Consider the following 12,523-nt stretch of genomic DNA (forward strand, 5'->3'; position numbering starts at 1 on the left):
CCTTTCTTTTTTCTTTCTATACGGAACCGAACGCAAAGTGGTTTCGTAAATCTATTAAGTTGTCTCTAGTATATAGGAAAAGGAGGGGTTTTTCTGTGCATATCTTTTTTCGTGTCTGGCGCGGATTATCGAAATTATCGTTCTTGAACGTCGTCTTGGCATCGCTCGTCATCATCTTGACCGGTACCGTCCTCGGTCAACGACTGGAACCCGAGACGTTCCCTTCGATGTTCGACTCGTTTTGGTGGACGATGACGACACTCACGACCGTCGGCTACGGCGACTTTTTCCCGACTTCGGTCGCGGGGCGTTGGCTCGGGATTTTCTTATTCCTATTCGGGATTGGGATTATCGGGGCATTGATTGGAAAACTCGTTGAAGTCGGTGCGACGTTTCAACGGTTAAAACGGGAGGGGAAGTTAGTGTATCGAGGAGAAGGGCATTACGTCTATATCGGCTGGTCGCCAAAGACGAAAAAAGCGATTGATGAGGTGCTCATTTATGAGCCGAAGGCAGAAATCGTCTTAATCGACCAATTGAAAGAAGAACCATACGATCACGACAACGTTCACTACGTCTATGGCGATGCGTCGGACGAGGCGGTCCTGTTACAAGCTAATATTTTGAAGGCACGTCGGATTGCTATTTTCGCCGATGTGCGTATCACGGAGACGCTCCTTGCCGACGGAAAATCATTGCTCATCGCATCCGCGGTCGAGGCACTATCGTCTGAGCGCGGCGTCGATTTGCATACGGTCGTCGAGGTATGCGAGGAACGAAACATCTCGAAATTCAAACACGTCCGGATTGACGACTTCATTCTCGCGAACGACTCCGTGTCGCTCCTCATGGCGAAAGCGACGCTCCAACCGGGAACGACGTCGATTTTCCGTCAGCTGCTCAGTAAACAGTCGGGTGGCAACATTCAGGCGCTCGCGCCGAAGCCAGAATGGACGACGGTGCGGGACGCTGCCGAGAGCTTGATGCACCAAGGCGTCACGTTAATTGCCGTCAACGACCGGCTCGATTACGCGACGGCGCTCGACTCACCGCTTGAATCGAACGACATGCTCTATATCGTCTGTCACGACGATTCTTGGGAGCGACTGAACCAAGGAGGAATTTGATGCATAACGGAACGTTTATCCGCAAGATGACACGCATGCAAAACGTGCAACGCTGGGACGAGTATGCGCCGCATTATCATGACAACGCGGCGAGCCACAGTTTCCGTGTCGCCGTCTTCAGCTTGATCGCGGCGTACTACGAAGAGAATAAGGGACAAAACGTCAATTTGCTAGATGTGCTCGGCAAGGCGCTGTTCCATGATATGAACGAAGTGCAAACCGGTCCGATCATGCACCGGACGAAAAAAGAGCCGACGCTCAAAGAACATATCGAACGGATGGAGCGGACGGCGAGTCTTGGGCTCGTCGACTTGTTGTCGCAGTCGCTGCGTCCGCATTTCTATCGATTCCTCGTCGAGGCGGAGGACGACTCGTTCGAAGGGCGGCTCGTCGATGGGATCGACTCGTTCGACGCGATGCTGTTCGTCCGCCGGGAAGTCGGACACGGCTCGCCCCATTTCGTCGCGAAGCTTGAAGAGATGAAAGCGGCCCTGCGCGATCATCCGCTCGAATCGGTCCGCTGGCTCTACGAGCAAGTCGAGGCGGACACGGACGTGGCGACGTTCATCGAGAACGTCATGCGGATGGACAGTGTCAGACGTTGGAAAGGCCGGTTCAATACGATTGACGACAACGATGCCATCCACGGGTTCCGAGCGGCCGGACTCGGGCTGTTTAGCGGCTTGCTCGAACGTGAGAAGTATGACGTCGACGTCGATGTCGCCGAACTGACGGCCCGCCTTCTCTGTCACGACCTCGTCGAAGGGGTGACCGGAGACGTGCTCGGTCCGGTGAAACATTCGACCGCCGAGACCGGTGCGGCCTTCGAGGCATATGAACGGGCTGAGAGCGAAGCGCTCTTGTCGCTCCTCCCGGACTATATGCAACCGGCGTTCCGACGCTATATGGCTGATTCAAAAGATGATACGTATGAGGGCATGCTCGTCGATATGATGGACAAACTCGATGCGCTCATCAAGATGAACATGGAGCGGAAGATGAACGGGGCCGAGTATGAGGTCACGTATCGGGAGCAACTCCGAAAAGTGCAGATGAGCTACGAGAACCCGAGCATGTTGTTCTTTTTGGCATATATCCTGCACGATTTAGATTATGTCACTAGTTAACGAGGTCGCAGACGACTGTCTGCGGCTTTTTTTATATCATTCATTGACATATATCATTTAACGATATATAGTAAAAGTAAGATATATCAATGAATGATATAGGAGGTGGCAGGATGCCGCGTAACGACACGATTGAACTCGGAGAATTGACCGACAGCATGTTCTACATTCTGCTCGCCTTGACCGAGGCGCGTCACGGCTACTTGATTATGCAGTTCGTCGAGGAATTGACGAACGGACGGATCAAGATTGGCCCGGCGTCGATGTATACGATTATCAAAAAGCTCGTGAACGCACAACTCATCGAGCCGCTCGATGGGGACGGGAAGAAGAAGAGTTATGTGATCACGACACAAGGCCGTGCCCTCGTGACCGAGGATTTGAAACGACGGCAAGCGATTGTTGACGATGCACGCTTCATTTTGGAAGAGGAGGGATACCGATGAAACGCAAATACATGTCGAGTTGGGGACTGGCGTTCGCCGAAGAGCGGGAGATGAAAAAGCTGCAACAAATGGCCGCCGAAGGCTGGCATTTAGAGAAGTTCGCTCCGCTCGGGTATACGCTCGTCGAAGGGGAACCGATGGACGTGCGCTATAGTCTCGATTATCGTAAACGACCGGACGAGGATTACTTCGAGCTGTTCGCCGCGAGCGGATGGGAACATGTCACGTCGACCGGCGATGAGATTCATGTGTTCAAAGGCAGTCCGGACGCGACGCCTCTTTATACGGATTGCCAGACGACCCAAGAGAAATATGGGCAAGTCGAGCGGGCGATGGGGCGGGGTGCGCTCATCTGCTTGCTGTTATTCCTCGGATTCGTGTTCATGCTCCAATTGGATTGGCCGCAGACGGCGGAAGCCATCATTTTGGTGCTACAGACGCTTGTCGTCATCGGGCTCGTCTTCACAGGACTCCCGTATCTCGGTTTCCTCGTGAAGCGAAAACGTTTGGAACGGAATGAATGACTAGGCGGATGGCACAAGCCATCCGTTTTTGTTTTGGTCGACTGAACTATTCAAGAAAAAAATAGTTAGGCGCAGAGAACCGTTTTTTCGAAATCCTCTATTCAACGAAAGTAGAATCCGGCATGATGATTAATGAAAGCGCTTGCATTCATTTTGAAGAGGAGGAACAGGCATGGGTAAAAGACGGAAAGGGTTGGCGGTGACGGCTGGTGTCACCGCGATTGCACTGCTCGCCGGGCAACCGGTCGCACAGGCGGCGACGCCGCAAAACGGTACGATGATGCAGTACTTTGAATGGTACGTCCCGAACGACGGGCTGCATTGGAATCGGTTATCGAACGACTCGCAGCACTTGAAAGACATCGGGGTGACGACGGTGTGGATTCCACCGGCGTACAAAGGCACGTCACAAAACGACGTCGGATACGGAGCGTACGATTTATACGATCTCGGCGAGTTCAACCAAAAAGGGACGATCCGGACGAAGTATGGCACGAAAGCGCAGCTCCAGACCGCCATCTCGAACTTACGTGGGAAAGGCATCGGCGTGTACGGCGATGTTGTCATGAATCACAAGGGCGGGGCCGACTATACTGAAAGTGTCCAGGCGATCGAGGTCAATCCGTCGAACCGGAACCAAGAGACGTCCGGGGAGTACGGCATCTCGGCCTGGACAGGTTTCAACTTCGCGGGTCGCAACAATACATACTCGCCGTTCAAATGGCGCTGGTATCATTTTGACGGCACCGATTGGGATCAGTCACGCAGCTTGAGCCGTATCTATAAGTTCAAGAGTACGGGCAAGGCATGGGACACGGACGTATCGAACGAGAACGGCAACTATGACTACCTCATGTACGCGGACGTCGACTTCGAGCATCCCGAGGTCCGTCAAGAGATGAAGAACTGGGGTAAATGGTACGCTGATTCGCTCGGGCTCGACGGCTTCCGGTTGGATGCGGTCAAGCATATCAGCCATTCGTATTTGAAGGAGTGGGTGACGAGCGTGCGCCAGACGACCGGGAAAGAGATGTTCACGGTCGCCGAGTACTGGAAGAATGACCTCGGCGCCATCAATGACTATCTATATAAGACGGGTTATACGCATTCCGTCTTCGATGTGCCACTTCATTACAACTTCCAAGCGGCCGGTAACGGCGGCGGGTATTACGACATGCGCAACATCTTGAAAGGCACCGTCACTGAGCAACACCCGTCGCTGTCCGTGACGATTGTCGATAACCACGATTCACAGCCGGGACAGTCTCTCGAGTCGACGGTCGCCAACTGGTTCAAACCGCTCGCCTACGCGACCATCATGACGCGCGGACAAGGGTATCCGGCCCTCTTCTACGGGGACTATTACGGCACGAAAGGGACGACGAACCGCGAAATCCCGAACATGTCGGGCACGCTCCAACCGATTTTGAAGGCCCGGAAAGACTTCGCCTACGGGACGCAGCATGACTATCTCGACCATCAGGACGTCATCGGTTGGACACGTGAAGGCGTGAACGACCGCGCCAAATCGGGGCTTGCGACAATCCTTTCGGACGGTCCGGGCGGTTCGAAATGGATGTACGTCGGGAAGCAGAACGCTGGGGAGGTATGGAAGGACATGACGAACAACAACACGCGTCTCGTCACGATTAACGCCGACGGTTGGGGCCAGTTCTTCGTCAACGGCGGCTCGGTCTCGATCTATACGCAACAGTAATGAAAACACCCGGTTGAAGTGAGGTGATCCTCTCTTCAACCGGGTGTTTTGTTGATTCAACGTTTCCAGACCCAGTCGTCACTCTCGTATTTGGTGACGAGCTGACGAATCTCTTCTTGCTGGTCCTCGGTGAACGTCAGCGGTTCGAACGTCAAATCGAACGCGTCGCGGAATCCGTCTGTGAACGCCGCGGCGACCTCGTCGAAGGCGACCGGTCGACCGAGCGTCTCGTTCAAGGAGACGGCCTTGTCCCCGAAGCGCGCCTTCGCCTCCGCCTTTTCATCGGCCTCGAGATTGAAGCAGTCGAACAGGACGTCATCATCGATTGACAACGGGATCGACCCGTGCTGCAAAACGGCGCCTTGGTGGCGCACCTGGGCGCTCCCGGCAATCTTTTTTCCGTTGACGGCGAGCTCGTAATACGAAGCGGCGTCGAAGCAGACGGCCGACTTCGGCTTCCGGAGCGCTTCGCGGTCTGCCTCGGTCAGCGGCACTGAGAACTCGGCCGGGACGCCGAGCGCGTGGTAGCCACGGCGCACCCCTTCGGTCAGGAGGCGATAGCTCTCGATGACGTTCGTCGGCAAAGAGGGCATCGTTTCAGGCAAGATGACGCTATACGTCAGCTCGTCCGCGTGCAGAACGGCCCGCCCACCGGTCAAACGGCGGACGACCGGGATGCCATTCAAGGCGAGCGCGTCGCGGTCGAGATCGCGCGTCGCCCGTTGGAAGCGCCCGACGCTGATGGCGTGCGGGGTCCAAGCGTAAAAGCGGAGTGTCGGTTTTACGTCACCGCGCGCGACCCAGCCGGCGATGGCCTCATCGATGGCCATATTCTCGGCCGGGGACAGCGGGGCGGTGTGAAGCAAATGCCATGTCGTTCCAATCATAAACGTCTCTTCTTTCTCTTAGTCGATTGGCAACATCGTATGACGACGCGCCTTGTGGACTTGTTCGTCCGCGTGATATGAAGAACGTACGAGCGGTCCGGCCTCGCAGTGCGAGAACCCTTTAGACAAGGCAATCTCTTTTAGCTCGGCGAACTCATCTGGATGGTAGTAGCGCTCGACGTCGAGGTGCTTCTTCGTCGGCTGTAAATATTGACCGAGCGTAAGAATATCGACATGATGGGCCCGGAGATCGTCCATCGCTTCAATCAACTCTTCGCGTGTCTCGCCAAGTCCGACCATGATCGACGACTTCGTCGGGATGTCCGGGTTCAGCTCTTTCGACCGTTTTAAAAACTCAAGCGTCCGATCGTACGTCGCTTTCGCCCGAACTCTCGGCGTCAAGCGGCGGACCGTCTCCAAATTATGGTTCATGATGTCCGGGCCGGCATCGATCAGCGTCTGGAGCGCCGAGAAGTCACCCATCATATCGGACGGGAGCACTTCGATCGACGTCTCCGGATTCATGGAACGGACGGCGCGGACCGTCTCGGCGAATACGGTCGCCCCGTAGTCGCTCAAGTCGTCGCGGGCGACGGCCGTGATGACGACGTGCTTCAAGTTCATGAGGCGGACCGACTCGGCGACGCGTTTCGGTTCTTCCCAGTCGAGTTCATTCGGCTTGCCCGTCGTGACCGCGCAGAAGCGGCAAGCGCGGGTGCAGATGCTCCCGAGAATCATGAACGTTGCGGTGCGGCGGACGGCCCAGCATTCATGGATGTTCGGACATTTTGCTTCCTCACAGACCGTATGTAGATTTTTCTCGCGCATCATGTTTTTGAGACCGGTATATGTCTCGTTCGTGTTCAGTTTAATCTTTAACCACTCCGGCTTTCGTTTCAGTTCCCCTCGTGCCAAGATGATTTCCCCCTTTTTGAAAGTTAACCCCTAACAAAAAGAGTTTACCAAAGATGAGGACGAATTCGAACCAGCGAAATTATTGGCTTTGCCAATACAGTTTGGTTGTGTGTCAAAACAGAATATATATTTCAAAATGGTTACGCTTTCATGTGAAGTGTTGTTTCCCATTTTTTGAATTGTTATACTGACGTTGACCACCTGAATAAGGACCATATGTGACTGATACGATCAGGCATGGGGTGAACGAGCGTTGGTGAGGCAACGCTTCTTCCTCCATGCCTTTTTGTTTGGGGGTCGGGGAAACTTTCAAAAAAGGAGTGGGGAACATGAACAAAGCACTGAACTGGACGGCGACACTGGGGCTAACGACAGCATTACTCGTCTCATCGGTCCCGATGGCGAACGCGGTCGTGGCAGAGGAGACGCCGGCACCGTCGATTGAACAGCGTGTCGATACGAAGCTCGAATCGATGACGCTTGAACAGAAGCTCGGTCAAATGATCATGCCAGACTTCCGATTATGGAACGGGGCAAACCATACGGCTCTCGCACCAGACGTGGCGCGTGTCATCGATCGGTTTGATCTCGGGGGTGTCATCTTGTTCGCGGAAAACGTGACCGAGACCGAACAGACGACGAAACTCGTCCACGACCTCCAAGAAGTCATCAAACAAGATGAAAGCAACGATATTCCATTGTTCATCACGATCGACCAAGAGGGTGGGATTGTGACACGGCTCGGGACAGGTACGAACTTGCCGGGAAACATGGCGCTCGGGGCGACCCGGAGCAGCCAGTACGCCTATGACGCGGGGAATATCATCGGTTCGGAGTTGAACGCGCTCGGGGTGAACGTCAACTTCGGTCCGGTATTGGACGTCAACAACAACCCGGCCAACCCGGTTATCGGCGTGCGCTCGTTCTCGAGCGACCCGGAACTCGTCGGCGAGCTCGGCTCGGCGATGACGCAAGGCATTCAAGACCAGGGCGTCGCCGCGACGGCGAAACACTTCCCGGGTCATGGTGACACGGCGGTCGACTCGCATTACGGACTCCCGATCGTCGACAAATCACTCGAAGACTTGCGAGGCCTCGAGTTATTGCCGTTCAAACGGGCCATCACTGAAGGCATCGATATGATTATGACGGCACACATCGGCATGCCACAAATCGAGGATGAGGTCGTCAACTCACCACGCGGCACGTTCCCGCTACCGGCGACGTTGTCAGACGATGTCATCACCGGCGTCTTGCGTGAAGAGATGGGCTATGAAGGCATCGTCGTCACGGACGCCTTGAACATGCAAGCGATCGCCGACAACTTCACAGAAGCGGAAGCGGTCATCAAAACGTTCGAGGCGGGTGTCGATATCGCCCTCATGCCGACGATCTTACGGTCGAACGCGGACGTCGTGAAACTCGAGACGATCTTTGACGATGTCATCGCGGCCGTCGAAGACGGACGCCTGTCAGAAGACAAGATTGATGCAGCGGTCGAGCGCATTTTGACGCTCAAAGCGAAACGCGGTATTTGGGATGAGTTGGTCGACACGACGACGCTCGAGGCGAAACTCGCTGAGGCGAAAGCGGTCGTCGGCAGTGCCGAGCATAAAGCGAAAGAACGTGAGATCGCCGAGGCGGCGGTCACGCTCGTGAAAAACGACGACAAGACGCTTCCGTTCAAACCGAAAAAAGGCGAGACGGTCCTCGTCTTGTCACCGGCGAAAGACCAGACGGACAGCATGATCAAGACGATTAAGTCGCTCGAGAAGAACGCCGGCAATATGAAAGACGTGAACGTCATCGCCGCGAACTATACGGCATCGACGAAGCACTTGGATCAAAACCCGGCATTGAAAGAAAAACTCGACGCGGCCGACTATATCATCGTCGGCTCGAACGTGAACAACAGCGCCAAGCTGAAATCGACGTCGGCTGATCACTACGTACCGGCCGAAGTGTTCCGTTACGCGAACGAGACGGGCAAGAAGTCAGTCTTGCTCAGTTTGCGCAACCCTTACGATGTGGCCGTTCAACCGGACGCACCGGCCCAGCTCCTCATCTACGGGTTCAAAGGTGATCCGAATGGACCGGACTCAGAGGCAGGCAATGCCAAATCGGCAGGACCGAACCTCCCGGCCGGCATTCGCGCCATCTTCGGTGAAGTGAAACCGACGGGCAAACTCCCGGTCGACGTACCGACGTTCGAGAACGGCGCGTTCGGTGACGACTTGCACCTCGAGTTTGGTGACGGATTCCGCAACTGGAACAAGTAAACAAAAACCGCGAGCGCCCCATAAGGGTGCTCGCGGTTTTTCATTTGAATAACGTATCAAGGATGGCGTAGTTGACGGTTTCGAACTCGCGATCGCGGAGACCGTGTCCTTGTTCCAAGTTAAAACTGTAAACGACATGCATGACACCATCGCGTCGTTTGACAAAAAAGTCGTACATGACGTCCGGTTCATCATTGAACGTGACATGGAACATGGTACCGAATTGAGTGATACTGGCATGCGATGAATAAGACGAATCAGACAGTGCATGATGTTCCTGCAAATAGTTTTGAAGAAATTGTCGTTTATGGGCTTCATCGATGTGAAACAACGTATATGCTCCAATCAGCAGGAGTAATCCCGTCGTGAGCCAAACGCGTCGTTTCATCACGCCTCAAAATAACCGACGACAAGAAGGCCCGGACCGGTGTGCGCTCCGATGGCCGATCCGACAATCGTCTTCGTGACGCTCGCCGGATTCACGTGCTGCCGAAGCAACGCCTCGAACTGGTCGGCTTTGACCGGGTCATCGCCGTGACCGATGAAGACGTGTCCACCCTCGACGAGTGGCTTCGATTCGGTCATCCACTCCGCGATGCGGCGCATCACTTTTTTATGTCCGCGAACCTTTTCGATTGGGACGAGTTTGCCGTCTTCGACCGTGAGGAGCGGTAAAATGGTCAACAAGTCACCGATGAACGCGCTCGCTTTCGAGACGCGACCGCCGCGCATCAAATATTCGAGTGATTCGACCGTGAACAAATGACGGATTTTGCCGACAAGTGACGTCGCGTAGGCGACCGTCTCTTCATACGAGTGGTCTTGGCCATACTCGGCGACCGTCTTGACGAACAACCCTTGTCCGACCGAGGCGGCGCGCGTATCAAGAATATGGAACGTGCTGTTCGGGTATTCTTCTTTAAGTAGGTTTCCGACCATGACGGCCGTCTGATAGGTGCCTGAAAGCTCACCAGAGAAAGCGAGATACAGGAATGGGATCTCCGATTCGAGATGTTGACGGAAGCATTGTTCGATCCGGGTCGTCTCGATTTGGAACGTCTTCGGCGTTTTCCCGGCACGCATCGCATCGTATACATCTTTCGGTTGGATCGTTTCCCCGTCTAAAAATTCCTCGTTGTCGATGACGACACCGAGCGGTAACAGTTCGAGACCGTACTCGATGACCTGGTCTTGGGTCAAATCGGCGCCGGTGTCAGTTATGATTTTAAACATGCATTCACTCCTCTGCTAGTTGGTGTTCAATGTCACGGATCGGTTCGTTGCGCTTCCACATCCGGTCGAGCTGGGTCGCGAGCGTCGCTTGTTCGTCCGCATCGAGTGTGCCCGGAATGAGTCGGCTCACGCCGTTCAGGACGGTATAGGCGCGTCGCAGCACGTCATCGACCGTGAGCGGGATTCCAAGCAAGTCCTCGAGCGACGCCATCGTCTCAGGGACGATTTCGGGATAAGTGAACCGTGTCGCTTCGCCTTGGATGGCTTGCGTATAAAAGTCACGGATGAGCGCGGCGCGGTCGCTGCCGCTCTTGCGGACGCTCAAGTAGATTTGGACGGCGACGCCGCCACGGACGCGTCGCTGTGAGATACCGGCGAACTTTTTCCCGTCAATCGATAAATCGAAGCTACCCGGGCAGTAGGAGCCGACGATTTCGCCAGGCACGATGTCGGTCGTCACGTCTTGGAACATGAGTTGAATGAGTGACGTCATCGCCTCGTAGCCGCTATCGATTTGAATCCCGTCTCTCTCGGGTAAAATCAAAGATAAGTTCAACACGTCCGCGTCCAAGACGACGGCCAGTCCTCCTGAATTACGGACGACAGGGCGGAATCCGTGCTCATGAAGCAAACGGATGCCGTCTGCCAAGTGGGGCAGACGAGCGTCTTGAATCCCGAGCACGACCGTGTTGAGATGAACCCAGGCTCTGAGGACGGCACCTGACGTCGCGGTCGACGCACAGAGCGTATCGTCCGTCGCGAACGATTGCTCGGCTTGAAACGCGGGACCGAGCGATGACTGATCGATGACACGATAGGTCGGTTGTTGCAATAATGGATGGGTCATATACATATTTCCTTTTCACTAAATAATTTCCTCCCCATTATAGCATGGGAGGAACCACGCGTTAGAAGTCGAATCCAATCAATAATGAAATGTAGGGGGCAACGTCATGTATACGTCACGAGGTCAATTGTCAGGCTCGAAAGTGTTCAAAGATCCGGTTCACCGTTATATATACGTCTATGATCATCTCGTCTGGGAATTGATCAATACGAAAGAGTTTCAACGGTTGCGGCGCATCAAACAGCTCGGGACGTCGTTTTTGACGTTCCATGGCGCCGAGCATACGCGGTTCCATCATTCACTCGGCGTGTATGAAATCGCTCGGCAGCTGATCGATCAGTTCCATGAGTATCCGGAGTGGGACGATCGCAACCGTGAGTTGTTGCTGGCGGCGGCACTCCTGCACGATGTCGGGCACGGTCCGTTCTCACACGCGTTCGAGCACGTCTTCGCCGTCCGTCACGAGGTGTGGACCGAACGAATCATCCTCGGTGACACGGAAGTGAACAAAGTGCTGTCGGAGATGGGTGTCGGTTTCCCGGAAGAAGTCGCGGCCATCATCAATAAGACGCATCCGAACCGTCTGCTCGTCAACATTCTCAGTTCGCAACTCGATGTCGACCGGATGGACTACCTGCTACGCGACGCCCATTTCGCCGGCGTCAGTTACGGGAAGTTCGATCTTGAGCGGATGCTACGGGTGTTACGTCCAGACGAAGACCAAGTCGTCGTCAAACAGTCGGGGATGCATACGATTGAAGACTATATCATGCGACGCTATCAGATGTATTGGCAAGTGTACTTGCATCCGGCGACACGATCGAGTGACTTGTTGCTTAAAGCCGTGCTCGAACGGGCGCAAGAACTGTACGAGTCGGGCTACGTTTTCGAGATGATTCCGAAGCACTTCTTGCCGATCTTCAATCATGAGGATATGTCGCTCGAACACTACTTAAAGCTCGATGAGACGATCGTCTATTTCTATTTCCAAGAATGGATGGATGAGTCCGATCCGATTTTGGCCGACCTCGCGAGCCGCTTCGTCAACCGACGTCTGTTGAAATATAAGAACTTCCCGGAAGCGAACCGTGTCCGTTATATGGACCGTCTTCGTTCGACGATGGAGTCGATCGGCTTGCCGACCCGCTACTATTTGCTCGAGGACCAGCTCAGCCAATTGCCATACGATTTGTATAAAGGGCATGGGAAATATGAAGGCATTTACCTCAAAATGAATGATGGCGATCGCCGAGAGATTTCGGAAGTGTCGATGCTCGTCCAATCGATTTTGAACTCACGACAGTCTGATGAGAAAATCTATTATCCGGAGGACGTACTGCTCAACTTAAAAAATTATGCGTCAGAAAAGACGTGGATGTTGTCAACGTTACGGGGCGATTGAATCGTTGAAAAGGAAGTGA

12 protein-coding genes are annotated in these 12,523 nt (G+C 54.3%); 7 read left to right on the plus strand and 5 right to left on the minus strand.

The features are described 5' to 3' along the window. The first annotated feature begins 95 nt into the window (after positions 1 to 95). From EVJ34_RS09560 to amyS, 5 genes are all read left to right on the plus strand, one after another. Positions 96 to 1,127: an ion channel gene (locus EVJ34_RS09560; RefSeq protein WP_131485434.1), complete on the plus strand. Its 1,032-nt coding sequence runs from the start codon at positions 96 to 98 to the stop codon at positions 1,125 to 1,127. Further along, positions 1,127 to 2,254 carry a YfbR-like 5'-deoxynucleotidase gene (locus tag EVJ34_RS09565; protein WP_131485435.1) on the plus strand — a complete coding sequence of 376 codons (1,128 nt, stop codon included), beginning with the start codon at positions 1,127 to 1,129 and terminating at the stop codon, positions 2,252 to 2,254. Before EVJ34_RS09560 ends, EVJ34_RS09565 begins: the two co-directional genes overlap by 1 nt. A 113-nt stretch (positions 2,255 to 2,367) precedes the next feature. Next, positions 2,368 to 2,700, plus strand: coding sequence for a PadR family transcriptional regulator (locus tag EVJ34_RS09570; protein WP_131485436.1), 333 nt, complete (start codon positions 2,368 to 2,370; stop codon positions 2,698 to 2,700). Next, the gene (locus EVJ34_RS09575) at positions 2,697 to 3,224 is read left to right on the plus strand and encodes a DUF2812 domain-containing protein (protein ID WP_131485437.1); all 528 of its coding nucleotides are present in this window, start codon (positions 2,697 to 2,699) and stop codon (positions 3,222 to 3,224) included. The genes EVJ34_RS09570 and EVJ34_RS09575 overlap by 4 nt, the downstream gene beginning before the upstream one ends. A gap of 172 nt (positions 3,225 to 3,396) precedes the next feature. Beyond that, positions 3,397 to 4,941 (plus strand): alpha-amylase, encoded by a 1,545-nt coding sequence (gene amyS / locus EVJ34_RS09580; RefSeq protein ID WP_131485438.1) that lies wholly within the window; start codon positions 3,397 to 3,399, stop codon positions 4,939 to 4,941. A gap of 56 nt (positions 4,942 to 4,997) precedes the next feature. On the opposite strand, the gene EVJ34_RS09585 is transcribed toward amyS, so the two are convergent. Further along, on the minus strand, positions 4,998 to 5,828 hold the full coding sequence (locus EVJ34_RS09585; RefSeq protein WP_131485439.1) for a lipoate--protein ligase family protein: 831 nt from the start codon (positions 5,826 to 5,828) through the stop codon (positions 4,998 to 5,000). A gap of 18 nt (positions 5,829 to 5,846) precedes the next feature. After that, positions 5,847 to 6,746 (minus strand): lipoyl synthase, encoded by a 900-nt coding sequence (gene lipA / locus EVJ34_RS09590; protein WP_330857566.1) that lies wholly within the window; start codon positions 6,744 to 6,746, stop codon positions 5,847 to 5,849. A gap of 326 nt (positions 6,747 to 7,072) precedes the next feature. Between lipA and EVJ34_RS09595 the strand changes: the two genes are divergently transcribed. Continuing rightward, positions 7,073 to 9,022 carry a glycoside hydrolase family 3 protein gene (locus EVJ34_RS09595; protein WP_131485440.1) on the plus strand — a complete coding sequence of 650 codons (1,950 nt, stop codon included), beginning with the start codon at positions 7,073 to 7,075 and terminating at the stop codon, positions 9,020 to 9,022. 40 nt (positions 9,023 to 9,062) lie between these two features. Here the strand turns inward: EVJ34_RS09595 and EVJ34_RS09600 are convergent, their stop codons facing one another. The 3 genes from EVJ34_RS09600 to EVJ34_RS09610 are packed head-to-tail and all read right to left on the minus strand — an operon-like array spanning position 9,063 to position 11,108. Next, a complete protein-coding gene (locus EVJ34_RS09600; RefSeq protein WP_131485441.1) occupies positions 9,063 to 9,410 on the minus strand; it encodes a hypothetical protein in 348 nt (115 codons plus the stop codon). After that, complete coding sequence (locus tag EVJ34_RS09605; RefSeq protein WP_131485442.1) at positions 9,410 to 10,255, minus strand: DegV family protein; 846 nt, start codon at positions 10,253 to 10,255, stop codon at positions 9,410 to 9,412. The genes EVJ34_RS09600 and EVJ34_RS09605 overlap by 1 nt, the downstream gene beginning before the upstream one ends. 4 nt (positions 10,256 to 10,259) lie before the next feature. Beyond that, on the minus strand, positions 10,260 to 11,108 hold the full coding sequence (locus EVJ34_RS09610) for a lipoate--protein ligase family protein (protein WP_131485443.1): 849 nt from the start codon (positions 11,106 to 11,108) through the stop codon (positions 10,260 to 10,262). Between the two features lie 100 nt (positions 11,109 to 11,208). Here EVJ34_RS09610 and EVJ34_RS09615 point away from each other — a divergent pair, with 100 nt between their 5' ends. Next, on the plus strand, positions 11,209 to 12,504 hold the full coding sequence (locus tag EVJ34_RS09615; RefSeq protein ID WP_131435790.1) for an HD domain-containing protein: 1,296 nt from the start codon (positions 11,209 to 11,211) through the stop codon (positions 12,502 to 12,504). Positions 12,505 to 12,523: the final 19 nt, after the last annotated feature.

Origin of the sequence: Exiguobacterium sp. SL-9, assembly GCF_004336985.1 — a bacterium.
Classification (GTDB): Bacteria; Bacillota; Bacilli; order Exiguobacteriales; family Exiguobacteriaceae; genus Exiguobacterium.

What these genes read in the sequence shown, in the direction of transcription:
- EVJ34_RS09565 (WP_131485435.1), top strand. Translation starts at nt 1,127, where the DNA reads ATGCATAACGGAACGTTTATCCGCAAGATGACACGCATGCAAAACGTG.
- EVJ34_RS09570 (WP_131485436.1), top strand. Translation starts at nt 2,368, where the DNA reads ATGCCGCGTAACGACACGATTGAACTCGGAGAATTGACCGACAGCATG.
- EVJ34_RS09575 (WP_131485437.1), top strand. Translation starts at nt 2,697, where the DNA reads ATGAAACGCAAATACATGTCGAGTTGGGGACTGGCGTTCGCCGAAGAG.
- amyS (WP_131485438.1), top strand. Translation starts at nt 3,397, where the DNA reads ATGGGTAAAAGACGGAAAGGGTTGGCGGTGACGGCTGGTGTCACCGCG.
- EVJ34_RS09585 (WP_131485439.1), bottom strand. Translation starts at nt 5,828, where the DNA reads ATGATTGGAACGACATGGCATTTGCTTCACACCGCCCCGCTGTCCCCG.
- EVJ34_RS09595 (WP_131485440.1), top strand. Translation starts at nt 7,073, where the DNA reads ATGAACAAAGCACTGAACTGGACGGCGACACTGGGGCTAACGACAGCA.
- EVJ34_RS09600 (WP_131485441.1), bottom strand. Translation starts at nt 9,410, where the DNA reads ATGAAACGACGCGTTTGGCTCACGACGGGATTACTCCTGCTGATTGGA.
- EVJ34_RS09605 (WP_131485442.1), bottom strand. Translation starts at nt 10,255, where the DNA reads ATGTTTAAAATCATAACTGACACCGGCGCCGATTTGACCCAAGACCAG.
- EVJ34_RS09610 (WP_131485443.1), bottom strand. Translation starts at nt 11,108, where the DNA reads ATGTATATGACCCATCCATTATTGCAACAACCGACCTATCGTGTCATC.
- EVJ34_RS09615 (WP_131435790.1), top strand. Translation starts at nt 11,209, where the DNA reads ATGTATACGTCACGAGGTCAATTGTCAGGCTCGAAAGTGTTCAAAGAT.